General features: G+C 39.1%; 27 protein-coding genes. 6 read left to right on the forward strand and 21 right to left on the reverse strand.

What is annotated here, in order from left to right; all coding sequences use genetic code 11:
* The first annotated feature begins 282 nt into the window (after positions 1 to 282).
* From MRY82_02255 to MRY82_02270, 4 genes are all read left to right on the forward strand, one after another.
* Complete coding sequence (locus MRY82_02255; GenBank protein ID MCI5071751.1) at positions 283 to 873, forward strand: superoxide dismutase; 591 nt, start codon at positions 283 to 285, stop codon at positions 871 to 873.
* A gap of 154 nt (positions 874 to 1,027) precedes the next feature.
* Positions 1,028 to 1,915, forward strand: coding sequence for an RDD family protein (locus tag MRY82_02260; protein MCI5071752.1), 888 nt, complete (start codon positions 1,028 to 1,030; stop codon positions 1,913 to 1,915).
* Between the two features lie 63 nt (positions 1,916 to 1,978).
* Entirely contained in the window at positions 1,979 to 2,440 is a 462-nt protein-coding gene (locus MRY82_02265) for an RDD family protein (GenBank protein MCI5071753.1), read from the forward strand.
* Positions 2,441 to 2,519: 79 nt separating this feature from the next.
* A complete protein-coding gene (locus MRY82_02270; protein MCI5071754.1) occupies positions 2,520 to 3,410 on the forward strand; it encodes a stage II sporulation protein M in 891 nt (296 codons plus the stop codon).
* A gap of 22 nt (positions 3,411 to 3,432) precedes the next feature.
* On the opposite strand, the gene MRY82_02275 is transcribed toward MRY82_02270, so the two are convergent.
* The 4 genes from MRY82_02275 to MRY82_02290 are packed head-to-tail and all read right to left on the reverse strand — an operon-like array spanning position 3,433 to position 7,373.
* Positions 3,433 to 4,737, reverse strand: coding sequence for a DUF58 domain-containing protein (locus tag MRY82_02275; protein ID MCI5071755.1), 1,305 nt, complete (start codon positions 4,735 to 4,737; stop codon positions 3,433 to 3,435).
* A gap of 13 nt (positions 4,738 to 4,750) precedes the next feature.
* The gene (locus MRY82_02280; protein ID MCI5071756.1) at positions 4,751 to 5,680 is read right to left on the reverse strand and encodes a MoxR family ATPase; all 930 of its coding nucleotides are present in this window, start codon (positions 5,678 to 5,680) and stop codon (positions 4,751 to 4,753) included.
* An 18-nt stretch (positions 5,681 to 5,698) separates the two neighbouring features.
* Positions 5,699 to 6,811 (reverse strand): hypothetical protein, encoded by a 1,113-nt coding sequence (locus tag MRY82_02285; protein ID MCI5071757.1) that lies wholly within the window; start codon positions 6,809 to 6,811, stop codon positions 5,699 to 5,701.
* A complete protein-coding gene (locus MRY82_02290) occupies positions 6,801 to 7,373 on the reverse strand; it encodes a hypothetical protein (protein MCI5071758.1) in 573 nt (190 codons plus the stop codon). Before MRY82_02290 ends, MRY82_02285 begins: the two co-directional genes overlap by 11 nt.
* 117 nt (positions 7,374 to 7,490) lie before the next feature.
* Between MRY82_02290 and MRY82_02295 the strand changes: the two genes are divergently transcribed.
* Positions 7,491 to 8,501: a hypothetical protein gene (locus MRY82_02295; GenBank protein ID MCI5071759.1), complete on the forward strand. Its 1,011-nt coding sequence runs from the start codon at positions 7,491 to 7,493 to the stop codon at positions 8,499 to 8,501.
* 124 nt (positions 8,502 to 8,625) lie between these two features.
* The gene (locus MRY82_02300) at positions 8,626 to 9,033 is read left to right on the forward strand and encodes an MAPEG family protein (protein ID MCI5071760.1); all 408 of its coding nucleotides are present in this window, start codon (positions 8,626 to 8,628) and stop codon (positions 9,031 to 9,033) included.
* 39 nt (positions 9,034 to 9,072) lie between these two features.
* Here the strand turns inward: MRY82_02300 and MRY82_02305 are convergent, their stop codons facing one another.
* From MRY82_02305 to MRY82_02385, 17 genes are all read right to left on the reverse strand, one after another.
* Complete coding sequence (locus tag MRY82_02305) at positions 9,073 to 9,519, reverse strand: hypothetical protein (GenBank protein MCI5071761.1); 447 nt, start codon at positions 9,517 to 9,519, stop codon at positions 9,073 to 9,075.
* Positions 9,519 to 9,929 carry a transcription antitermination factor NusB gene (gene nusB, locus MRY82_02310; GenBank protein MCI5071762.1) on the reverse strand — a complete coding sequence of 137 codons (411 nt, stop codon included), beginning with the start codon at positions 9,927 to 9,929 and terminating at the stop codon, positions 9,519 to 9,521. Before nusB ends, MRY82_02305 begins: the two co-directional genes overlap by 1 nt.
* A complete protein-coding gene (ribH, locus tag MRY82_02315) occupies positions 9,926 to 10,411 on the reverse strand; it encodes a 6,7-dimethyl-8-ribityllumazine synthase (protein MCI5071763.1) in 486 nt (161 codons plus the stop codon). Before ribH ends, nusB begins: the two co-directional genes overlap by 4 nt.
* Before the next feature lie 14 nt (positions 10,412 to 10,425).
* Positions 10,426 to 11,631: a bifunctional 3,4-dihydroxy-2-butanone-4-phosphate synthase/GTP cyclohydrolase II gene (locus MRY82_02320; protein MCI5071764.1), complete on the reverse strand. Its 1,206-nt coding sequence runs from the start codon at positions 11,629 to 11,631 to the stop codon at positions 10,426 to 10,428.
* Between the two features lie 109 nt (positions 11,632 to 11,740).
* Complete coding sequence (locus tag MRY82_02325) at positions 11,741 to 12,355, reverse strand: riboflavin synthase (protein MCI5071765.1); 615 nt, start codon at positions 12,353 to 12,355, stop codon at positions 11,741 to 11,743.
* A gap of 56 nt (positions 12,356 to 12,411) precedes the next feature.
* Complete coding sequence (gene ribD / locus MRY82_02330) at positions 12,412 to 13,446, reverse strand: bifunctional diaminohydroxyphosphoribosylaminopyrimidine deaminase/5-amino-6-(5-phosphoribosylamino)uracil reductase RibD (protein MCI5071766.1); 1,035 nt, start codon at positions 13,444 to 13,446, stop codon at positions 12,412 to 12,414.
* A gap of 68 nt (positions 13,447 to 13,514) precedes the next feature.
* On the reverse strand, positions 13,515 to 14,759 hold the full coding sequence (locus tag MRY82_02335; GenBank protein MCI5071767.1) for a serine hydroxymethyltransferase: 1,245 nt from the start codon (positions 14,757 to 14,759) through the stop codon (positions 13,515 to 13,517).
* A gap of 336 nt (positions 14,760 to 15,095) precedes the next feature.
* Positions 15,096 to 15,569: a ribose 5-phosphate isomerase B gene (gene rpiB, locus MRY82_02340; protein ID MCI5071768.1), complete on the reverse strand. Its 474-nt coding sequence runs from the start codon at positions 15,567 to 15,569 to the stop codon at positions 15,096 to 15,098.
* Positions 15,569 to 16,807, reverse strand: a complete 1,239-nt coding sequence (gene fabF, locus MRY82_02345) for a beta-ketoacyl-ACP synthase II (GenBank protein MCI5071769.1) — start codon at positions 16,805 to 16,807, stop codon at positions 15,569 to 15,571. The genes rpiB and fabF overlap by 1 nt, the downstream gene beginning before the upstream one ends.
* Positions 16,808 to 16,934: 127 nt before the next feature.
* Positions 16,935 to 17,180, reverse strand: coding sequence for an acyl carrier protein (gene acpP, locus MRY82_02350; GenBank protein ID MCI5071770.1), 246 nt, complete (start codon positions 17,178 to 17,180; stop codon positions 16,935 to 16,937).
* Positions 17,181 to 17,450: 270 nt separating this feature from the next.
* Positions 17,451 to 18,194 (reverse strand): 3-oxoacyl-[acyl-carrier-protein] reductase, encoded by a 744-nt coding sequence (gene fabG, locus MRY82_02355; protein ID MCI5071771.1) that lies wholly within the window; start codon positions 18,192 to 18,194, stop codon positions 17,451 to 17,453.
* A gap of 35 nt (positions 18,195 to 18,229) precedes the next feature.
* Positions 18,230 to 18,415 carry a 50S ribosomal protein L32 gene (gene rpmF, locus MRY82_02360; GenBank protein ID MCI5071772.1) on the reverse strand — a complete coding sequence of 62 codons (186 nt, stop codon included), beginning with the start codon at positions 18,413 to 18,415 and terminating at the stop codon, positions 18,230 to 18,232.
* A 179-nt stretch (positions 18,416 to 18,594) separates the two neighbouring features.
* Positions 18,595 to 19,167 (reverse strand): DUF177 domain-containing protein, encoded by a 573-nt coding sequence (locus MRY82_02365; GenBank protein ID MCI5071773.1) that lies wholly within the window; start codon positions 19,165 to 19,167, stop codon positions 18,595 to 18,597.
* Positions 19,168 to 19,269: 102 nt separating this feature from the next.
* Entirely contained in the window at positions 19,270 to 20,514 is a 1,245-nt protein-coding gene (locus tag MRY82_02370) for a hypothetical protein (protein MCI5071774.1), read from the reverse strand.
* A 23-nt stretch (positions 20,515 to 20,537) separates the two neighbouring features.
* Positions 20,538 to 21,842, reverse strand: coding sequence for a hypothetical protein (locus MRY82_02375; protein MCI5071775.1), 1,305 nt, complete (start codon positions 21,840 to 21,842; stop codon positions 20,538 to 20,540).
* A 352-nt stretch (positions 21,843 to 22,194) separates the two neighbouring features.
* Complete coding sequence (gene sppA, locus MRY82_02380; protein MCI5071776.1) at positions 22,195 to 23,067, reverse strand: signal peptide peptidase SppA; 873 nt, start codon at positions 23,065 to 23,067, stop codon at positions 22,195 to 22,197.
* A gap of 137 nt (positions 23,068 to 23,204) precedes the next feature.
* A complete protein-coding gene (locus tag MRY82_02385) occupies positions 23,205 to 24,917 on the reverse strand; it encodes a 30S ribosomal protein S1 (GenBank protein ID MCI5071777.1) in 1,713 nt (570 codons plus the stop codon).
* Positions 24,918 to 25,050: the final 133 nt, after the last annotated feature.

Genomic DNA, 25,050 nt, shown 5'->3' on the forward strand with positions numbered 1-25,050 from the left:
AGTAAATTCAAATATTTAGCTTTAAGTTTTACGCTTAAATTCACAGGCCACCTAAACCTCAATTTTTACTCTAAATATATCTGAATCTACAGCGCCTAGAACAGACTTATCCGCTTGCTCATAAAGTAAACTGTTGCTTTTAAATACTGAGAGACCGTTTCAATTTGCATTTCAAGATCATTCAGGTATTTTCACTACAATAGATTACTTGAGGTGATTGGTGCCTTCATGGCTTTTAAAAAGCTTAATCAATCACACAAAACCTTAAAATGATTGGAGAAAATTATGTTTTCATTACCTGACTTACCTTACAACATGGAGGCTCTTGCCCCACATGTATCAAAAGAAACTTTAGAGTTTCATCATGGCAAACACCATGCTGGCTATGTTACAAAACTCAACAATGCCATTGAAGGAACAGACTATGCTGGAAAAAGTCTAGAAGAAATTGTTGTTGCCAGTCGTGAAAAAAATGACATGGGCGTATTTAACAACGCGGCTCAACACTGGAATCACAGCTTTTATTGGAACTCTTTAACAGGCGAGTCCTCTTTTGACAGCAACTCAAGCTTAGGCCAAGCCATAGAAAAAAAATGGGGCAGCTTGGATGCCTTTAAAGAAGCCTTTAATGGCAAAGCCGCGGGCAATTTTGGTTCAGGCTGGACCTGGTTGGTTAAAACAGCTTCTGGAGATTTAGATATTGTGAACACCAGCAATGCTGAAAACACTCTAGGTACCGATAACACAGCCCTTCTAACCTGCGATGTTTGGGAACATGCCTATTACATTGACCACCGCAATGCCCGCCCAGCTTACCTCAAAGGTTTTTGGGAAATTACCAACTGGGACTTTGCTCAAAAGAACTTTGGCTAAATAAGCTCAACTTCCCTCTAGGTACGGCCTTACCTGGAGGGAAATTTAAATTAAGGGGACAACTACCCAATTAAATCGATAAAAGGTCGTTGTCCCCTTAATACAATGCCTTTTTAATGGCCTTATCTTTTGCATTATCTTATAATACCTGGGTATGTCTGAGATATCTTCTCCAACACCCAACAATACATCACATGTTCAATTCATTGAAGGTGCACAAATACAAGCCTTACCTGCCCCTATTGTTAAGCGTATGCTCGCTTATTGCTGTGATATTGGCATGGTCAGCGTTCTTCTCTATGGGGCTTATATTGTATTGGCTTTTATTCTTGCTGTCAGTGTGGGGGTCTTTGCCGCTACAGGTCTTTTTGATAGCCTTAAAAGCTGGACACAAAGCAGTCTTGAAAGCGGGAACCTAGGACAAATGATTGTTCTTTCTGTTATTGGTTTTTTACTCCTTGTTCTGATTTACGCTATATTGATTGGTCCATTTCATGCTTACTTTATCTATTACGAGCATAAACAGCAAACCACACCGGGCAAGAAAGTATTTGGATTGCGGGTTATTGCCCTGGATCGACCCAAAATGAGTATGAAAGATATTATTTTGCGTGAAATGATGCGCCACTTTGAAGCAAGCTTGATCTTACCGGCCTTGATTTCCATGTTACTTACAAAAAAGTCACAGCGACTGGGAGATCTGATGACAGGCACCATGGTGGTTCATACACCAAAGGATGAGCGTAAAAGTGACTTTTTGTACTTAGATGAAGATTCCTTTAGATCCTTAAACGATCTATTATCATCTAAACAAATACTTGAGCCTGTTGACTGCAAAGCTTTTCTTAAACAGGTGTTTCCTGTTTTTATATCCAAGCTGGCGGATGAGTATCAAAAGCAGGAACTTCTTGCTCGAGCGCAAAGTATATTTAACCAATACTATCAAGCCGATGAAAACTTCACGTTAAATACAATTTCAGACAAAGAAAAATTTTTACGTTTTCATGCCCAACGTTGCTTTGACTATGTGAACGCGCTATAGTTTTGTAAATGTAGGCCAACAATGGCTAAGCATATATAAACTTTTCTAAAGAAAGTAGGACAAATGTCTTTTATTCCTAAAAATAACGGTGCAAGCCGACGCTTTGCTGCAGCCATTGTTGATAACGTGATTACAAGCTTACTGACCATACCATTGAGTATTATCTCTGGGTTAGTCATTGCATTATTCAATTTACAGGCCATGGGTGAGTCTGTTGTTGCTTTGGTCACTTATCTTTTAACCTATGGTATTCTTGTTTTCTATTTTGGTTGGTTTTACAAAAATAAAGGCGCTACGCCTGGCAAACTTCTAATGAAGCTACAAGTGATCAATCTGGAAACGGGTGGACGCATTGGTTACGGCAGAACATTTTTAAGAGAAATTATTGGTAAATTTTTCGCTGCTGTCATTTTGGGCATAGGCTTTTTTATGATCATCTTTAGAAAAGATCGTCGCGGTTTACATGACCTTATTGCCAATACGCAAGTGGTCTACACCGGTCCAGAAGCTGAAAAAGGCATCTAAGTCGTTCATTAATCATATGCTGCCGTCTTCCATCAAACATCATCAAAATTATTCGTTGTTCTGGAAGACCGCGGCAGATATGCAAAAAATTTTGCAAGGTTCTACTACCCTTTCACTGCAAAACACCCAACATATCTGCCAACTGCACGATCAACTCAGTCTCTATATTCATCAACTTCGTCGTGATTTTTCTACATCGGAACTTCAGGATTTTGAAGATACCTACTTCCAACTCAGCCAAAGCGTTCTAAGCTTACAAGACCATCATCAACGCAATCAGTCTTATTTTAGACTGCGTTATCGAGCGATTTGGAAAAAACATTTTGACTTATTTATCATAAGCTTACAGCTGTTTACCCTGGCGTTTTTCGTGGGTTTATTTATGGGCTGGCACAAGCCTGAATACGCCCAACTGTTCCTGTCTCAAGGCATGGCAGAGCGAATCATGAATCATCAAGACTGGTTTGATGGTTTAAGACAATCACCTTTAAGTGGCGGCTTTGCCATTGCCTGGAACAACATTCAAGTCTGTATCAATGTTTTTCTTATGAGCGCACTTGTTGCTGTTGGTGGTATTTTTCTTTTGGTATTCAACGGTTTCCATGTGGGTTTTATCATTGCGTTTTGTGCACGCTACGGTTTCTCTGACGCTTTAATCCAATTTATTACAACGCATGGTATTCTTGAACTAACACTCATTGTGGCCAGTTGTTTTTCAGGTTTAATCATGGGCCAAGAGTTTTTTAAACGTCGTCAAAAACTCAGCTTTGCCACACGATTCAAACAAAGCAGTAAAGATGGCTTCACTGTTTTATTAGGCTTACTGCCATGGATTGCCTTGGCAGCGGTATTTGAAGCCTTTGCCTCACCCTTTACGTATTTAAGCATGACACAAAAAATATTCATTGGCTGTTTTATCACCGCATGCTTTTGGCTCTATACTTTTTTACCTGCACCCAAAAAATCATAACTTGTTTTTTTCGATGTCTACTTTAAACGCGTAATTGCTTATACACCTCTCGCAACAAACCTACAGCGTGCTGTGTGGGTAAGTCAACCATACTAACATTGCTGCGACTTAACTTGGCCATAAGGTCTTGCTTTCTTTCCTGCAAGTTTAGAGCATACAACAATTGCCTACGATCGTCATGATTGATCTTGTCAATTTGCTCTGCTTGCTTTTGTACCAAACTTTGAACATTGTACTTTTCTTCAATCACATGCAAAACAATGATTTTATGTTTAGGATCAAGCTGCGGTAAAAGCTTGATGATGGCGGCATGCATCGATGGCTTTAACATGTCCAATAAAAGAAAAACGACACTGGGTTTATTAAGTTTTTTAATATGTTTCACTGCTTGCTCAAGTTGAGCGTCATACGGACTTACGTCAATTTTTTGATTGCGATAAACACGGATAAAATCTTCAGATTTTCTGCTGTTATAAACATATTGATGCAATTGATCATTTAAACATGCAAAAGAAAACGTATCTCCCAAGCTGCAAGTGTATCGAATCAACTGATAGGCCAACAAGCTATAAAAATCTACTTTTTGACTGTTCTCAATTTCACCCAACATAGAGCGCCCCACATCCAAAATAACTTCAAGATGTTGCGCTTCATCTTGTTCAAACACTTTAACCATGGCTTTATCTAAACGCCCGGTTTTTTTAGCATCAATTAATTTTAAGGGGTCCCCAGGCCGGTATTCTCTTGCACCAACAACCAAGTCACTTTTCCTAGCCACGTTATGCTGGTTTTTCCAAACCATGGCATAAGGATCTGCTTTTAATATTTGTAATACTTCATGCATATTCTGGCTCTGACTATTGGGCAAGACTTCAAAACTCTCGTCGCTGTTTAAAACAATCTCTTTATAAAATAAACCCGAAGAATCTTTAAGTTGAATATTAAGCTTAGGCACCCTAAAGCGTCCTAATTTTTTTGCCTCTACCTTCACTGTTTGAATCATCTGCCCGGAAGAAAAACAATAATTTTGTTGCTGCCACAATAAGGCCTGATGCCGATCAAAATATAAGACAAGCTCTACAGAATACAGTTGATAGTGCTTTAACTCTATTGCAAAAGTTGTGGTTGCATTGAGCTCTAATTGCTCTTTGTAACGAATGATGACTTTTTTTACATTGTTGTTTTTAAATGTTTTCCAACATCTCCATAGATAGAGAAAGTACAAAACCATCATGGCCAATGCAAAATAAAAGATAAGGCTGTTGTACACGCCAAACAATAAAAAAAACTGCAGGAAGCCTAACATGAGCCAAAACTTTTGACTCATGTATACGCTTGGCTTAGCTTGGGAACGGTAGTTCCATAAGTATGGCATTGATACATGCATCCTTGGACATATTTTGAAAAATAGCTTGTGATGATAAAGCAATACGATGACTCAACACAGGTTTTGCCAATAGCTTAATATCATCAGGGATTACCGTATTCCTACCATCAAGATACGCTAAAGCTTGTGCACACTTGACCAAAGCTAAACCCGCACGCAAACTTGCACCACAGGCAATAAGTTCATGCTTTCTAGTTTTAGCAATGAGCTCAGTGATATAATTTAATAAACTTTGATCCACGCTAACTTTAATAATCTCTTTGTATACCTGCTCTAAATCCAATGTTTCTTTTTTTATTATTGAAAAATCGATAGGAATTTTTTGTTCTAAATGCAACTGCAATAACTTTTGCTCGGTTTCCAAGTCTGCATGCTCCGTGTGAATACACAATAAAAAGCGATCCAATTGTACTTCTGGCAGTGGAAAGGTTCCTTCATGATCCTGCGGGTTTTGTGTAGCAATCACAAAAAAATGCTCCCCTAACTCATGCGTTTTTCCATCAATACTGACTTGCTGTTCTTCCATGGCTTCAAGCAAAGCTGACTGAGCTCTGGGTGATGCTCTATTGAGCTCATCCACCAACAAAAAGTCTGAAAAAACAGGCCCCGAAACAAACTCCAATTTTTCGCCACGCAAAATAGAATAGCCGGTTATATCTTGCGGTAAAAGATCGGAAGTGCATTGAATTCTGGAAAAAGATTTGCTGAGCAAAACACTCATCATTTTTGCTAACGATGTTTTTCCTGTACCTGGTGGGCCTTCAATCAAAACATGCCCTTTAACCAAATACGACGCCATCAACATTGGCGTGATATTTTGATGATCGCAATAGTAACTTTTGATTTCATTGATAATTTTTTGACACTGTTCTTGATACTTCACTTAAAAAAACCTCATTCATTATTTAAATTCTTCCGCTAAAGCCAGGACGCTTTTGTTCCAATTTAAAATAAACTCTTTTTCATCCATTTTTCCTGTTTTTATCAATTTATCTTGTTTTAGCCCATAAAGCTCCCCTGTTTTTTGATGAAAAAATGCATAAGCATCCTCTCTACCCTTATCGTTTTTAAATAATGCAGAAAACAAACTCTCATAAAACCCATGATAGGTCGGAATGAACTCATCTGACTCTTCTTGCTCATGAATCACTTTTTTTGGCACCATAGAAAAGTAAAACAAAATAAATAAAACAAAACCTAAAATAGGCACAAGTACCTGTACATCTTTAAGTAAGTCTTGGATGCCCGCCTGTTTTACATAGTGATGATAAACATCCCACAAAATAGTTGGGTGTTTTACTTTTAAGCTTTTTAAAAAGTCTTGGTTTTCCTTAAATTGCAGCATGGCGTTGGCATACGGCGGAACACCAAGTAAAACAGTAACCTTACCCTGACCCAAAGACCATTGCATGAGATACTCTGGATCATGGACCAAGTGAACAAGGTCTTGATCTGAGCTCTTATTCTTTTCTACCTTGGTTTTTGTATTTTTTCTTTCAAGGACTTCAACCCAATGAATGGCGGAGTAGTGTTGAATAGTATTCATCTTGGGCCATTGAATCGTTTTTGTTTGACCATTTTTAAAAGATGCATCTTTGGCTGCTTTCACCCATGCATCACCCTCTTTTTTTTCCATTTTTTTAGCTGTCAAGGGCGTAAAATTATAAACATTCAGCCGCTCATAATCTGCCTCTGTCATTGCTGTCAGTAAAAGGCTGCCCCCTTGGTAAACATAGCTTCTAAGCGTTTCTTGTTCATAAGAAGATAAAGGAAATTTTGGCGAATGAATGGCCACCATGTCATAGGCTTTTAAATCCAGGTAATCATGAAAAGCCTTTTTATTTAAGTGCAGTTGATCTGCAAGATATTCTTTTGCAATACTTAAACCCAGAGCATTTTTACTGCTGGCCAGAACACCTTCTTGCGATTTTCTCTGGTTGAGCTTGATTTGTGCCAAAAAATAAAGTCCTGTCAAAACCACCAGTGCAATCAGAGCAATCTGTTTATTTTTCATGATTGCTCCCACTTAGCATTGCTTCAAAGCGTTGAAGGTCTTTTTTTTGGGCAGGAGGTAAAAACATCAAGCTGTAAATGTTTTTTACTTCATTTTTGCGACCAAAATACTCCATTGGCGTTGTGGATAGGACAATCTTGTTTTGCTGCAAAAACCATTTCCACATAAGCCGAGCAGCCAAGGCATAGTTTTTTTGATTTTTTGCCAAGACATACATCTGATACAGACTCGATTTTTCTGAATTATCGTTCGCTAAACTGACGTTAGATATAGCATTGGCTTTTTTATTAAGAAAATACCGAATCACTAACAATATGCCCACCACAAATAGCATGCACACAATTGTAAGAATGATGGTTTTCCATGGCCATTGATAGTGATTGTTGATTTTATTCAGTCCATTAAACCATGTTCGAAGCCAACTTAAAACTGGCTCCACCCATGTTTGAAATAACTGGCTCATTTTTTCTTGCCAGGGTGAAGGCTCAATCACCAGGTCAGGCAAAGCTTGCTGCTCATGTTGCTTAAGCAACTGATCTAAACTTTTCTCTTGAGCATTCACCTGTCCATCATAATCTTAGATCCCCCACATGACAATATCTAAATCATTTGACAAAATACATAGAGTTTATTAATTATGCGACGCATAATTTAATTCTAACCAACAGGGGAACATTCAATGTATAAAAACATACTATCTTTAATGCTATTTTCAAGCTTAGCACTACAGACTGTTTATGGCCAAGACATAAGCCAAACAGAAGAAACACAAAGTTATAAACCACAAATCTTGTACATTGGTTCCTGGACCTCTGCCACTCCTTATTTAGAGCCAGTAGAAAATCGTTTGCCAGGACAATTATCAGCTGCCTTGAAACAAGAGGGCTTTGATCATGAAATGATTGATGTTTCTCAACCTTATTTTCAAATTGAATTACATATGCAGGACTACGTATACAAAGCCTTGGGCATGGGCAGCAGAGGTCTTTATTACACAAGTCCAGACTGGGAATCCAAATACGTAGACCAAGCCTTTTTAGATAAAGTAAAAGATGGCAGTATCAATCCAGATTGGATTTTTATTGAAGGCGGAGCTCGTGACTTAAACCTGGGTCACTTCAGTGAAACCATTGCTGATATGTTATTAAGAAATATTCCAGAAGCTAAAAACAAAAATGTTAACGTTGTGTTTCTGGGCGTTGCACCTCCTAAAAATGTTGCAGACGCAACCGTTGAATCAGTAAGAATCATGTCTAAAACAGTGTATGTTTCTAAAAGCCGTATCCAAGATGTTGAAGATGCCATTGCAGAATTAGATGCCTACTTTGCCACACTTACTCCAAAATACACCTATACAGATGACTCTGATGTAGCAATTGAAGACAGAAGAACCACCTTTGTTTCCACAACCTTAAATGGTTTAGACCCTGAGTCTGACTTTCAACTACCGGGTGAAGAAGCTTTAAGATTGGTCATGGAAGATGATTTTTATGAAGACACTCAGAAAAAAATTGAAAAGTTCAGAAACAATAAAAAAGTTTTAGAAGCTCAAAAAGCCTTAGAAAGTGCTCCCTTTGTTTTATCTCCATCTGGCATAGAAAAAGCGGTCAGCAACATTATGCGCAGCTTAACCGAACAAAGGTTTTTTGAGGTGGCACAATACTACCTAGAAGTTAATCAAAAAGACTAAATTAAACCTATACTCATTTTCTTAAAGCGCACGTCAATATAACGTGCGCTTTTTTTATTCTTATTGAATTTTTTAAGACTTAAGCTTTTATTGCAATTGCACAACTTACACGTATAGTTGAATCATGATCAGTTTATTGTTTGCGGGTATTTTAGGCCTTATTCTTTTATTGATTTCTAGAGCAACCATTGCAGCAAGGCGCAAATATAGAGTGAGTTTGGGCTATGGCGAGAAAAAAGACCCTTTATTTAATTATGTTAGTGCGCACGCCAACTTTTGTGCCTATACACCACTTTTCTTAATTCTTTTGTTTCTTTTGGAAAGTACTCAAAGCCTTCCAAATAGTTCTTTAATCATCATGGCCAGCTGCTTTACCTTTGGCAGGATCATTCACTTTTTTGCACTGACTAAAATGGAACTTAAGACGCCTCCTAATTTTAAGTTTAGGGTTTTAGGCATGGTCTTAACCTTGGGAAGCCTTGGCGTTTTATCCATTGGAGCTATTTTTAAAAGTCTTTACCTTATTCTATAGTGCTACAATGAACTGTAGCGCATGCTCAAAGTTTTAGGCTCAGGTAATTTTAAGCAAACGATTGCGTTGGCCATCAATATTGGGCATGATGACATATTGTTTTTTGGGTTGCTTAATATGAGAAACTTCTTTAAGCGTTCTAAAACCATCCATTTGCGTTACCTGGTTTAAAATAGACTGAAAAATAGTTAAATTGAGTCTCTCTTTTGGCCCAACACCAAAAAAACAAATGCTGCCAATCCCTTTAAATTTTTTAGGGATGTACCAAAGGTATTCTGTCAAATGCCCGGTAAAACGTTTACTTCTTAAGGCTTGGCCTAAAAAATGATTGATGTTGTTATCCAAAATCATGGCCAAAGGATGCTGTGCTTTTTCTCCTGCATATACGGGAACATACAAAACATCACATTTTAATTCCTCAAAAACTTGTCCATAATGCTTAACAATTTTTTTATGATTTTGTCGTTGACGAAACTTTTCAAACATTATCGTTGATACTCCTTGGCAATTCTATCCAACACTCCGTTGACAAAACTGGAGGTTTTTTCATCACCATATTTTTTTCCCAATTCTACTGCTTCATTAATGGCAACTGCAGATGCAATTTTTTCTACTGCAAATACCATTTCATAAACCCCTATTCTTAAAATGCTTTTATCAATTTTTCCTAGTCGATACAATTTCCAATGTTCTAGTGCTTTCTCTAAAATTTCATCAATGGCTTTTTGGTGATCTTCAACACCATAAATGATGGTTTGCATGTAATTGGCATCGGCATTTTTGACTTCAAAATGTCCTTGAAAAAGATGCCGTGCTTCATGCGCTTCCACATCAGCGTAGTCCATAAAGTATAAGATTTGCAAAGCTTGCTCTCTTGAACGCCGTCGCTTAATCATTGTGAAACCTTTATCTCTCTGAATTTTTGAGCCAACAGTATGGCTGCGTGGCAGGCTTCTTCACCTTTACGCCCATGCTCGCCATTCACTCTTGCTTGTGCTTGTGCCATATTTTCTACACTGAGGATGGCATTTCCAACCGGCAAAGCGTACTCTCTAGCAACTTGATCAATTGCAGGAAAAACAGTGTCACAAATATGATCGTAATGAGAGGTTTCTCCTCGAATGACACAACCGGTCACCACAACGGCATCATAGTGTTTATGTCTGGCAATAAACGCTAACATCTGCGGAATCTCTAAAGTGCCAGTAACCTCGTACTCATCAACAAAAGACGCCGCATGCAAAGCTTTTGTAGTTTTTTTTACTTGCTCACTGACCTGTTTAAGTAAATCTTGATGCCAAGAGGCTTTAATCAATGCTACTGCATAAGGGCTTTGTTTTTTATCCAAAGCAGCACTATATTTATCTTGAGTTTTCATGGCCAATTACAGCGTTATTTAATGCTTAACAAATGCCCCATTTTTTCTTGCTTGGTTTTTAAATAGTTTTCATTCACTTTATTAGAGGGTGTTTCTAGTGCAACTCTATCAACAACTTCTAAACCATAGCCTTCTAAGCCAACAATTTTTCTTGGGTTGTTGGTCAAGAGCTTCATTTTTTCTACGCCAAGCGTACTTAAAATTTGTGCGCCAACACCATACTCTCTTAAGTCTGACTTAAAACCAAGTTTTTCGTTGGCTGCAATGGTATCATGCCCTTGGTCTTGCAAGGCATAGGCCTTTATTTTATTGACCAAACCAATGCCACGTCCCTCTTGACGCAAATACAACAGAACGCCTTGCTCTGCTTGGCCAATCATTTCCAACGCTTTATGCAACTGACCTTGGCAATCACAACGAAGCGAACCCAAAACATCCCCAGTAAAACATTCTGAATGCACTCTAACCAAAGTAGGTTTTTCAGGATCTATTTTTCCTTTAACCAAAGCCACATGTTGATACTGATCAATTTTGCTTTCAAACAACCTTAACTCAAAGCCATCAGAAAAAGTGTTGGGCAATGGTGCTCTTGCCACTTCTTGCACCAAAGATTCATATTTTAAACGATACGCCGTAATATCGGCTACACTAACAATTGGAATATCATGCTTGGCAGAAAATTTTTCCAAGTCTGGTCTGCGCGCCATGGTTCCATCTTCTTTCATAATCTCACAAATTACTGCTGCTGGCTCTAAACCTGTCATCCGAGCCAAATCAACTGAGCCTTCAGTTTGCCCGGTACGCACCAAAACCCCACCTTTTCTGGCACGTAGGGGAAAGATATGCCCAGGTCTGGCTAAATCATCTGCTTTGGCATTGGGGTTAACCGCAGTTAAAATAGTATGTGCACGATCATGTGCCGATATACCGGTTGTAACACCCTCTTTGGCTTCAATGGATACGGTAAAAGCTGTGGTAAAACGTGAAGTATTGTCTTGCACCATCATGGGCAAATTCAAAGCGTCGCATTTTTCCTCAGTCATCGCCAAACAAATCAATCCTCGTCCATGCATGCTCATAAAATTAATGCTTTCAGCTGTCACCTTTTCAGCAACCACCACCAAGTCACCTTCGTTTTCTCTGTCCTCATCATCCACCAAGATGATCATCTTGCCCATTTTTAATCGCTCTAAGGCTTCTTGTATTTCTTTGTATTTCATTGTTTAATCCTCAATTTTTTATATTCCAAATAAAATTGACTTACATGAGCGGCTTTGAGCTCAGCTTTGCTGAGCGATGCTAAGCGACTGTAAATCAATTTTTATTTTTTTAAATCTTTCCTTTCAGTTGCTCCAAGTACGGCTGTATGCTTTTCACAATATACTTACCTACCATATCAAACTCTATGTTAATTGGTGTGCCTTTGTTTAGGTCATTGAGATTGGTCATTTCTAAGGTTTTTGGAATCAGCATCACATCAAACTCACTTTGATTGACATGATTAACTGTTAGGCTGACCCCATTAAGTGTGACAGAGCCTTTACTGACCAACATATTATCCTCTAATAATTCTTTGGGCACTGTAAAGCTGACTTGTTTATACTCCTGGTCAACTGCTTTTATATCTAGAATCTGACACTGCCCATCAACGTGACCACTGACCATATGCCCATCTAAGGTTGCATTGGCTGACATGGCCATTTCTAAATTAACGGCAATGTTTTTTTCTGAACAATATTTGAGATTGGTTTTGTGTATGCTCTCTTGAGAAACTTGAAATGCAATGTGGTCTTTTGAAAAATCGACTAGCGTCAAACAACAGCCGTTAACCGCAATACTTTGACCCAACCACAACTTTTCTAGAGGCCAGGGATTGTCCAAAACCAATTGATCTTGCTTAAGTGCCTGAACAAAAACTTTTTTTTGTACAATTCCGGTAAACATGTCTTCAAAGAACCTCTTGGACCATACACACGGTTAGGCACCAAACAACTTATTTTTTAAGACACCCGTGCGTGTCCGTTGTACCACTGAATGTGGTCTTCTGATGTGTTTATAACAAAACATGGCCTTTGCTGTAAAGCCTTAATTTTTGGGCCCTTGATCAAACCTTGCCCCTTTAAGACCTTGTTTTTACTCTGATAAACACAGTACTCTTGGATATCGCCTTGCGCATCCAAATACTCAATCAAACGGGCTCCACCTTCAACCAAAACTCTATGAACACCTTGTTTATATAAATCTTGCCAAAAATCATCCAGATTTAAGCCCGCTTGAGCATTCCGCTTTGTAGCATACAAATGAACACCCATGCGCTTCAACTGGTTTTTTTTATCTGGCTGTGCCTGGGCCTCATCATAAATCACTGTAACCTTTTCTGGGTGTTTGAGTATTTGGCGGTCTAAACTTATTTTAAGCGCAGGATCAACAACGCCAATGGCCATACTGTAATCTCTATTTAAACCTCTGACATTAAGTTTTGGGTTGTCAATATTCACCGTATTCACGCCGACCATGATAAGCTTGCTTAAAGCCCGTAATTTCATAGTTCTTCTTTGACAGGACCAGCCAGAAATTTTTTCTTGTTTATTCAAGCTCCCCATATAACCATTGCTCGACAATGCAAACTTTGCCGTCACATAAGGCTTGTGTTCTTCAATGGCGTAAAAGAAGGCCCTATTAAACCATAAGCATTGTTCTTCTAAAACCGGGCCAATAACCTTAACCCCATGCTGTTTTAAAAAAGCCAAGCCTTGACCGGCAACTTTAGGATTGGGATCCTGACAGCCATAAACCACGGTTTCAATTTTTTTTTCAACAATGCGTTGTGCGCAAGGCCCTGTTTTACCATGATGCGCGCAAGGCTCTAAATTAACATATAAAGTGGCGTGTGGATGTTTGTCTGAGGAAAAGTTCTTTAAAGCATTGGCTTCAGCATGCGCTTGGCCATGTCGTTCATGGTAGCCTTGATGAATCAATTTTCCTTGATCAACAATCACACACCCTACCATGGGATTGGGTTGCGTCTGTTTCATGGCTTTTTGTGCAAGCACCAAGCAGCGCTTCATCCAGTATTCATGGCTATGCTTGAGTTCTTGCCCCATCAATCATACAAAGGAAACTGCTGACACAGTTGCTTAACCTCACCTTTCAACTGAGTGTAAATCGTTTCATCATCCATATGGTTCAATGCACGATCTATCATACCCGCAATCTGCTGCATTTCTTTTTCTTGCATGCCACGGCTGCTTAAAGCCGGTGTTCCTATGCGAATTCCACTGGTGACAAACGGTGACTGTGCATCAAACGGCACCATATTTTTATTCACCGCTATACCAACAGACTCTAGAACTTCCTCAGCTTGTTTACCGGTTAAATTACGTTGCGTTAAATCCACTAAAACCAAATGGTTGTCCGTTCCACCACTGACCAAGTGATAGCCTTTAGCCAACAGGGCATCTGCCAATGCCTTGGCATTCTTTATCACCTGTTGGGTATAAGTTTTAAACTCTGGCTTTAAAGCTTGCCCAAAAGCAATTGCTTTTGCCAATATGGTATGCATCATGGGTCCACCCTGCATCCCCGGGAAAACAGCGCTGTTGACTTTTTTGGCTAAAGCTTCATCTTGGGTTAAAATCAACCCACCTCTGGGACCTCTTAAACTTTTTTGTGTCGTTGACGTTACAAAATGACAATGTGGCACAGGACTGGGATGTTCCCCACTGGCCACCAAGCCAGAAATATGAGCCATATCGCACAACAAGTAAGCATCTACTTTTTTAGCAATTTGTGCAAAACGTTCAAAGTCAATGATTCTAGAATAAGCACTGGCACCACACACGATCATCTTGGGTTGATGCTTTATAGCCAAAGCTTCCACCTCATCGTAGTCAATCAACTGTTCCTCTTGACTGACTCCATAGGGAATAACCTGATAAATTTTTCCAGAGAAATTCACTGGGCTACCATGGGTTAAATGACCCCCATGCGCCAAGTTCATGGCCAAGATTGTATCTCCTGGTTTGAGCACAGAAAAATACACCGCCATATTGGCTTGCGCTCCAGAATGGGGCTGAACATTGGCGTATTTGCTCCCAAACAATTGTTGAGCTCTATCAATGGCTAAAGTCTCTGCCTGGTCAACCACTTCACAACCGCTGTAATAGCGCTTTCCAGGATAGCCCTCAGCATATTTATTGGTCAGAGTTGACCCCATGGCTTGCATCACAGCTTTACTGGTGAAGTTTTCTGAGGCAATCATTTCAAGGTGATCTTCTTGCCTTTGGGTTTCTGCTTGCATCAACTCCCAAGCAACCGGGTCACTGGTTTTAATATCTTCATTCAACATTTATTTCCTTTCTTAAGGGGAAATATTGGCCCCTTCTTTGATCAAGACGTCGGTCTTGATCAAATTTAAAGCTATACTTGTGAAGAGCAAGGCTTTGCCTTGCGATGACCTAGTATAACTTATGCCGCTTTTAGCGGCCAGCACACCCAGGTCGAATTCGGCACAAGGCCTCTCCTCCACCTTTCTCTTAACACCCACTTAAACTGTGAATCTTCTCCACGCGTCCTGCCTTCTTCAAGGGGGGATCTTCCCCCCTTCTTTGATCAAGACGCGGTCTTGATCAAATTCATCCCACCCAGGTCGAATTCGGCACAAGGCCTCTCCTCCACCTTTCTCTTAACACCCACTTAAACTGTGAATCTTCTCCACGCGTCTTTGGTGTCTGCCGCCTTCAAAGTCGGTGTTTAAAAATATTTTGAGCAGGTTTTTTGCGGTTGCTTGATCGATCACTCTTGATCCAAAACACACTACATTGGCGTCATTGTGTTGACGGCTCATCTGGGTTTCAAACTCAGACTGAACCAATGCTGCGCGAATACCTTTGTACTTGTTTGCCGCAATACTTATTCCAATGCCTGTGCCACAAAGCAATACACCAACATGTTGAGGGTTTTTGATCACTTCTTTACACACTTTTTGAGCATAATCAGGGTAATCCACAGAACTTTCATCATGGGTCCCCATATCCACTAGCTGATCTGGTGCGTAGTGCAAGTCATGCTTAAGATAGTCAATAAGCCCTTTTTTTAATTCAAAGGCCGCATGATCACCGCCAATATAAATTTTTTTAGGCTGTATTTTCATAGACATCAAGAAAACTTTTTAAAAATCAAACAACCGTTGGTTCCACCAAAACCAAAAGAATTACTCAACACGGCTTCAACTTTATGCTGTTGTGCTTCATTAGGAACATAATCCAAATCACACGCTGGATCTGGTGTTGTGTAATTGATGGTTGGAGGCACAAATTGATGATGAATACTTAACACACTGTACACAGCCTCTACACCACCTGCTGCACCCAACAAGTGACCTGTCATAGACTTGGTTGAGCTTACTTTAAGTTGCTTGGCATGATCTTTAAATAAGGCCTTAATAGCCGCGGTTTCTCCAGCATCATTGAGTTGGGTTGAGGTTCCATGGGCATTGATATAATCTAAATCATCCGTATTCATCTGTGCATCAGTCAATGCTGCTTGCATACAGCGAATTGCGCCTTCTCCATCAGGGGAAGGCGCGGTCATATGGTGTGCATCTGCACTCATGCCATAGCCCGCAAGTTCTGCATAAATCCTTGCACCTCTTTTTTGAGCGTGCTCTAAGCTTTCTAAAACAACAATACCTGCACCTTCACCCATAACAAAACCATCTCTGTCTAAATCAAATGGACGACTGGCAAGTTCTGGTTCATCGTTACGTTTAGATAATGCGCGCATGGCACCAAAACCGCCAACTGCTAAAGGCGATATGGTTGATTCTGTACCACCAGCAATCATCACATCGGCGTCACCACGTTCTATTATTTTTGCAGCATCGCCAATATTATGGGTGCCCGTTGTACATGCTGTTACGGTACAAGCATTGGGGCCCTTTGCACCCAAAGCAATAGAAATCTGACCTGGAGCCAAGTTGGCAATAATTTTTGGAATAAAAAATGGAGAAACTCTCCTAGGTCCTTTTTCCAAAATGGTTTTATGGGTTTCTTCAATGGTGCCGATACCCCCTAAACCTGCTCCAACCATAACACCCACACGCTCTGCATTAGCATCATTAATCTCTAGGCCAGAGTCTTGATGAGCCATCAAAGCTGCTGTTAATGAATACTGAATAAACAGATCCATTTGCTTGATGCTTTTTGGATCTATACTTTGCGTTGGATCATAACCTTTAACTTCAGCTGCAATTTGGGTGGTGTATTGCTCACAGTCAAAGCGAGTAATTTTTCCAACACCACTTTTACCCGATTGAATGGCTAACAGGTTCTCTTCAACATTTAAGCCCAGAGGGGTAATCGTACCCAGACCTGTTACAACGACTCTTTTTTTCATATTCTCTCTCCAAGCTGCATAAATCTTACACCGAAACCAAATAAAAAAATCATTGGAATACAACAATTGCGGTGCTGTTAAAGTATAACAACACCATCAACAATAGCTGAAAACAATTGAAAAAGAATTAAGCTGCTTGGTTTTTTTCGATGTAATCAATAACATCGCCAACTTTTAAAATATTCTCTGCTTCCTCATCAGGAATTTCCATTTCAAAAGCTTCTTCCATAGCCATCACCAACTCTACAACATCCAATGAATCAGCACCCAAGTCATCAATGAAAGATTTTTCATTGGCAATATCATCTGCATCAACGTTAAGTTGCTCAACAATGATTTCATATACTTTGCTTTGGATTTCTTCTTTTGTCATTTCATTCTCCTCTGTTTGTTATTGGGAAAAAATGCTTTTCCCTCTTATCGGGCCTTGCAAAAGATATTCTCACTCATTCCTCACAAGAACATCTAAAAACTTGGTTTCCGATAATTTACTCTTTTGCAGTCGGAGTCGGCACAAAACCTCTCCTCTAGCAACCTTTTATAGACCTAGTCTACATTTCTCAAAAATAAATTTTTTCTACACTCTCTTTATAATATATTTGAAACGATTCAAATTTTTTACCCATTAATCATGGAATCTTTTTTAGATATACAAACCCCCATTGATGGACAATGTGTGACCCGTAATATAGCCTGCTTCCCTAGAAGCCAAGTATTTTACTGCACCGGCTATTTCTTCAGGCTCAGCCCAACGATTTAAAGGAATATCTTTTAAAAATCTTTCTCTCTGCTCATCTGTTAAAGCCATGGTCATCTCTGTTCTAACATAGCCCGGAGCCACTGCATTGACTGTAATGTTTCTTGAAGCAAGTTCTTTAGCCAAAGACTTCATCAAGCCCAACATACCCGCTTTAGAGGCTGCATACATGCTTTGACCTGGGTTACCCATTTCACCAACCACAGAGCTAACATAAATGATGCGTCCATTATTTTTTCTGCGCATCATTGACTTAACCGCAAATTTGCTGCACAAAAATGCCCCGGTAAGATTGGTTTGCATGACTTTATCCCAATCTTCATACTTAGCACGTAATATCAACTGATCAACAGAAACACCGGCATTGTTCACCAAAACATCAACACCACCAAACTCTTTGGTGATCTGTGCTATGGCTTGCTCAACTTGCGCTGCATCAGCAACATCAAAACCAATGGCTTGAGCATTTCCACCTTGCTCAATAATACCATCAACCACTGCTTGCGCTTGATTTTTATTGCTCCGATAATTAACTAAAACTGTGTGCTGACCATCAGCAAAAGCATTAGCAATAGCGCTGCCAATACCTTTGGACGCTCCAGTAACCAGTACAATTCTTGAATCTGTCATATCTGCCAGATCTTAAACAATCGCTTGCAATCAACCTAGTCTAAAGCAATTTGTACAGCTTCTTTGCCTTTGTAAAAGCCACATTCAGCGCACACATGATGCAACTGAACAGGCTCATTGCATTGTGGGCAATTGTGAATATTGCTAGGAACAGTTAGCGCATGATGAGAACGACGCATGTTGCGCTTGGATTTAGATGTTTTTTTCTTAGGTACCGCCATGGTTTTTTACCTCTTTAAAATTTAAACGTTCAGGCTTGTCTTTAAAACTTTACCTTGTAACAAATGATTTAAAGCGCATAAATACCCATAATTGTTTTATTTTTCAAGTTTATTTTTATGAATTTAAGGCTATAGACCATTATTCACAAAACGGCTATTTTACCTCTAAGACCTTGATTTTATTTCTTTTTATCAACTTTACTGTTCTTTTTGCAACGATGCTCATCTTCAATTTTTTCACCACAATCACCACACAAACCTTTACACAGCTCTGAACAAACATAGCGCATGGGTAAATTTAATAAAATCTGCTCGCGTATAATATGCGCCAGATCAATTTCTTCATTTGAAAAAAAAACCAAACCTTCTTGTGCTTGCTCAAAATCATCGTCTTGCGGGACTGCATTACTCTGGCGAGCTCGCTTTTTTTTACTTACGCCACTGGCTTTTCTTGCTTGCTCTTGTCGGCGGGCACACATGATAAAAAAATGTTCTTGATAAGGATAATCAAAATGTTGCCCACAACGCGAACACAAGGCTTCAATTAAACAATCAACACTCCCCTGTAACTCAACATCATCCAAACGATGTTTTTGTCTCAACTCAGCATGGCAATGTGCCGGATGAATGAAATTCTCATCAGCTACAAACTGACTACTTTGATATCCTTCACCATGTAAAACGTCAGGACTGATATCAAAATCTAGAATCAAAGGTTTGTTATGGGGAATCATTCTTAATTTAATCAACATAGTATGCGCTCTAGCTTTAAACGCACGCTTCGTCAAGCCCATAAAAAAAGCCAGAAGCTCTTAAAGCTCTGGCTTTTCCCCGATAAAATTTAACTTTATTATTTATGCATCTTTTTTCTTAGCCGAAACCACAACTTTAGATGTTGCATCAGATGTTGCAAAAACACAATAATTACCTCCGGCATCATCAAGAACGGGTGAAGCGTATAAGTATCCACGCTGAACAACCATATTGTATTCTCCAGGAGCCACGCCCTCTAACTGAAAAGCAACGCCAACTTGACCTTCATCCAATACATGGTAACGAACAGGGTTCAGTTTATCTTCTTTATTGGCATGCTCTAAGGTTACAGTAATATAAGCTGTTTTTGTTTCAGGCGGTAAATCACCGCGTTGACCAATACCAAACTCAAGCACTTTGCCCTCTTCTACATTCATCACCGTTGCCAATGTAGCTTCTTTACTTTCTACATCTGCTGGAACCATATAAAGACCATAAAAGCCTTTTTTACCAAAAGTGAAGTGTGTAAAGTCACCAACACCAAAACCACTGGTTTCTTCACCATAAACAACAGCTCTTCCTTGACTGTTCCGTTGACCAAAGCCAATAACTTGCTTGTCTTTCTCAGGAATATTTCCCAAATAATAATTCTTTAAACGCTCACCTTCACCTCTGACTAAATCAAGAGAATAGGTTTGATCCAAGTTTAATGACTCCACTGGATCAGCTTCTTTAGCAACAGCTTCTTCCTCGCCTTCGTCAGCTTCTTCTTCCTCTTCACCTTCGTCAGCCTCTTCTGGCACCGCTTCTTTTTCAGCTTCAGTCATTGTACTTCTATTTGCTTGATCCAAAATAGCCCTCAAGCCTAAGGCTTTAGCTTGCTCTAAAGGCTCTCCCTCAGAAATCATATTTTTTGCTGCTTTATTACCATTGAAAAACTTTGCCACCACAACCGTTTCTTTGGCTGCAAAAGGAATGTCTGGCTTAGCATTCTTAGGAAATGTCTCTTCACCTTTATCAAAGCCTAAAACGTGGAAGGGATTTACCTCTTCATAGTCCCATGCCTCGCTGGTAAAGTACGCTTTTCCAGAAGCAAAAATCGCGCCCTGATGTTTAGCTATACCACTGACATCATTGACCACGTCAATTTCTGCTACACCTCGTTCACAGCCTCCTGCTGCTGAAAGTTTGGCTGAAAAGCCTTCACTTCCAGGAATCACAATAGGCTTAGCTTTTTTCAAGTTTTTCATTTCACTTGTTCCGGGGGTTTGTACCAATGTACAACTGCTTAAAAACAGCCCTGTTACACAAGCGCCCATCAACAATTTTATCTGTATTTTATTCATATTCCTACACCCTCTTTGATCAATTAAAATGTATAACTTAGGTTCATGTTAAATAAGTTGCCTTTGGTTGTACTGGTGACATAGTTATCTTTATTGCTGCTATCGGTTTGTATTCTGTATGCCACACTTGCTGACATAGAATCATTGATTTTTTGAGTAAATCCTAGCATATGTCTAAACCTTCTATTGGCTTTAAATTTATTACCTTCTAAAGCGTGATCATACGTTCTCTGACGGATACGAAGCTCATAAGACACTTTTCCACCTTCCCACCAAGGTAAAATTTGTGTTACTTTAGGTCTTAAAAAATGCCCTTTCCATTCCGAATTTGGATTGTTTGAAAACACTTTAAAGGCATAACGGTAGTTCAACCTTAAAGAAGTGGACTCATTGGGACTCCAATCCGCAGTAAAGCCTAACTTATTTTCTATCCAAGCAAGATCCGCTGTAGGGTTGGCCAAACCAAAATTACCCAAGTCGTCGGTATTGGCGCCAAATACTGAATCTGAAAGCGCTCCTCCACCAAAGTCATCAACATCAAAATCACCACCAATGCTGTCTATTAAAGAAACATCGGCATTCAACATTTGGAAGTAATCGAAGTAATAGGTTAGTGACAATGTAGTTTTGTCATCCAACTTCATTTTTGCTGTAGGTGAAGACAACAAGACTAAATAATTGTCAGCGCCGCTATCTTCTCCAGACAATAAAAACCACTCACCGTACATCCCAAAGTTGTAGCTCCATTGTTCATTAATTTTGCCATCAAATCCTAAATTAACAACATTGGTAAAACCGCGCTGAGCAGGATCTTCTTTATCTAAATATTCTTGCCAGGCAAACTCATAACTTAAACTCATGTTTAGCGCTTTTTTAGAATCGGTAACCAGCTTGGTGCTTAAATTAACATTGGGTGAAACTTGAAAATACTCTCTTTTATGACCATTGAGATAACCAAAACCAATGGGCGTTAATTTTACACCCGCACCAAAATTAAGACCATTAATGGCGCCCTCAACAGGCTCCTCTTTGATGGCTGCTGCAGGAGGTGCAACATCAACCACACCACCTACCGTAATAGGGGCATTCGTGCTATTTAAATTAGTATTCTGCTCAAGCACGGTATCTTCTGTGATGGGCATGCTTTGTCGAACTTGTTTAACCACCGGCTCAGTGCTAACTTCTTCGCTAGGTAAAAACAAACGCTTTTCTTCTTCACTCATTTCCTGCACTGTAATAACAGGAAGCTCTTCTGAAGGCTGGGCGATGACCAAAGAACCTGCAAAAAAACTCAAAATTAAACTCAATGATAACAACTTTTTATCCATTTTTTTACCTCATTAACGTATGTATACACTGCAGCTAACACATTGCACAATTATCTTCAAGCATAAAATTACACACTGCTTCATTTTTTGTAACACTATTAATCTGCACATGTTCCCGCTATTAAAAAGCAATTGCTGTGCCAGCACACAATATTCATAAGGTATTGATTTTTTTAGATTAAAAGAATGGCGTTGTATCTTTTTGCGGCAAAGCTGTCGCAACAGCAGTGTCCCTATAAATTGCTTTAAGAAAAAAATTAATATTTTTAATGATTTATTTTAATATTATAAAAATAGCAAATACTGCCAATCACTATAGCAATTAAATTCAATGACTTTTAAATTTATTATCTTACTGAACGTAGCGGTATTCGACTTGGCTTTGTTTGTCTTGAGTTAACAATTTAGACAAAAAAGTCTTGCCAAAAACCTTGGCAAAAAAACTGTCATCTTCTTTGGGAGGATAAATGGCTTGAATATCTTTTTCTTTAATATTCGCCAACTTAGCCGCTGCTTTAATGGCATACTCTAAGCCACCCAACTCATCCACCAATTTAACTTGTTTTGCCTGGCGACCTGAATAGACTCGACCATCAGCCAAATTACTAACCGTTGCTTTATCCAATTTTCTGCCTTGGGCAATGGCCTCAATAAACTGATCATGCATATCGTCCATCATATCTTGCATGATTTTTCTCTCTTCTGGCCGCAAGTTACGCAAAGGTGAACCAATATCTTTATTTTTACCGGCTTTAATCAATTCCCAGCGAATGTTCAACTTTTTCAAAGCATCGCCAAAAATAAAGTAATTGGCAATCACACCAATGGAACCCGTTATGGTTCCTGGATTGGCAATAATTTTTTCTGCTGGAGCTGCAATATAATAACCTCCAGATGCTGCGACATCTCCCATAGAGACCACGACTTTTTTACCTTTATTGATGCGTTTAATTTCATCATGAATTTCCTGAGATGAACCCACAACGCCACCAGGAGAGTTGACTCGCAAAACAATGGCTTTAACCTCTTTTTTTTCTTCATATTTTTTCAATAATTTTACAGTATCCATTGAGCCATCAATAGCGCCTTGAACTTCTACAACTGCTATATTGCCATCGGGGTTGGCATCCCCCTTTAAAATAGCAACAATCATCCCCAATTCAATAACAATACCTAAAAGAAAAATAACAATAAAAAACCTTGAAAAACCGCTTCTGTTGGACATGCCGCCTATTGTGACCTTTTTATCAAAGAGGTCAACTTATTCAGCTGTTCGTGATTAAAATTATAAAAAAAGGGGCACGCCTTTGATGCGTGCCCCTTATTAAGAAGAATAGCTATGAATAACTAATAACAAGCTATTTATTCAGCTTTGTCTCCACCAAAACCTTTGAACTGGTCGCCCATGATATCACCCAAGGTAGGCTTAGCTTTTTCTTTAGCTTTTTTAGCCGCTTCTTGTGCAATTTCTTGTGACATACCATTTTCAAAAGCTTTTATAGACAAGCTCAATTTTCTTTCTTGCGGATCCATGGAGGTTACCACTGCTTTCACAGCATCTCCCACGGCATATTTATCATTGACCGTTTCTTCAGCGTTCAATGGAATTTCAGAAACGTGAATCAAACCTTCTAGGTCGTCTTCCACTTCCAAAAACAAACCAAAATCTGTGATTTTGACAATCTTGCCTTCAGTTTCTGTACCGGCAGTGTACTTGCTTTCAGCTTTGTTCCACGGATCATCCGTCAATTGCTTGATGCCTAAGGCAAAACGTTCAGCACTAGGATCAACATTCAATACTACTGCTTCAATTTTATCGCCTTTTTTGTAAACATCATTGGGGTTCTTCACTTTGTTGGACCACGAAATATCTGATACGTGAACCAAACCATCAATGCCGTCTTCTACTTCAACAAAGACACCAAAGTCCGTAATATTACGCACTTCACCAGAGATTTTTGAACCTGGCTGATATTTTTCAACCAAAGCATCCCAAGGGTTAGGCTGAGTTTGCTTAAGACCCAAAGACATTCTTCTGTTTTCTGGATCTAATTCTAAAACAACCGCTTCCACTTCTTCACCCAATTTTAATAAAGCGGATGGATGTTTCACACGTTTGGTCCATGACATTTCAGAAACGTGAATCAAACCTTCAATGCCTTCTTCCATTTCAATAAACGCACCGTATTCAGTCAAGTTAACCACTTTACCTTTTACAGTAGCATTTTTGGCGTATTTCATTTCAGCATTGATCCATGGATCTTCACTCATTTGTTTCAGACCTAAAGATACACGCTCTTTGGCACGATCAAACTTAAGAACTTTAACATCAATCTCTTCACCCAATTTTAAAATTTCATTGGGATGATTAACCCGTTTCCATGACAAGTCTGTAATGTGCAACAAGCCATCTAAACCGCCCAAATCAACAAAGGCTCCGTAATCGGTAACATTTTTAATGATACCTTTAACAATGGCACCCTCTTCAATTTTACCAATAATTTGTTGACGCTGTACTTTTCTTTCTTGTTCAAGAATAGAGCGACGACTTAAAACAATGTTGCCTCTGATTTTGTTAAATTTAATAATTTTAAACTGATAAATGTTACCCACCATGTTACTCAAGTCACGCACGGGTGTTAAATCAATTTGTGAACCTGGTAAAAAAGCTTTGACACCAATATCTACAGATAGACCACCTTTGACTCTATCTAAAACACGACCTTCAATAATATCACCACGCTCACAAGCTTCGGCAATCTCATCCCAAATTTTAAGTTTATCGGCTTTTTCCTTTGATACAATAACCAAACCATCTTCGTCTTCGGCAGTTTCCAAAAAGACATCTACTTGATCGCCTACTTTTACGGTTAAGTTGCCTTCAATATCGACAAATTCTGAAATATCGACTCGACCTTCAGACTTATAGTCAATATCAACCAAGACTACGTCACGGCCGATCTTAATGACTTCACCTGAAATAATTTCACCCGCTTTAATTTCTTTATCATCGCTAACGGATGCCAAAAAGAGTTCTTCAAAGCTTTCGCTGTTTGTTGTTTTAGTATTTTCCATTGAATTAAATGTTTCCTTTCATTCTTTAAAAACAAAACTAAAATCTTAATTTTAGCTTTACCCTGATCATCCAATAATGTGTGATTGTTTAAAGAATGAATTGTTAAAGGTTAATATTACTGCATTCCAGCCT

This window comes from bacterium, from assembly GCA_022763185.1.
GTDB lineage: Bacteria > Bdellovibrionota_G > JALEGL01 > JALEGL01 > JALEGL01 > JALEGL01.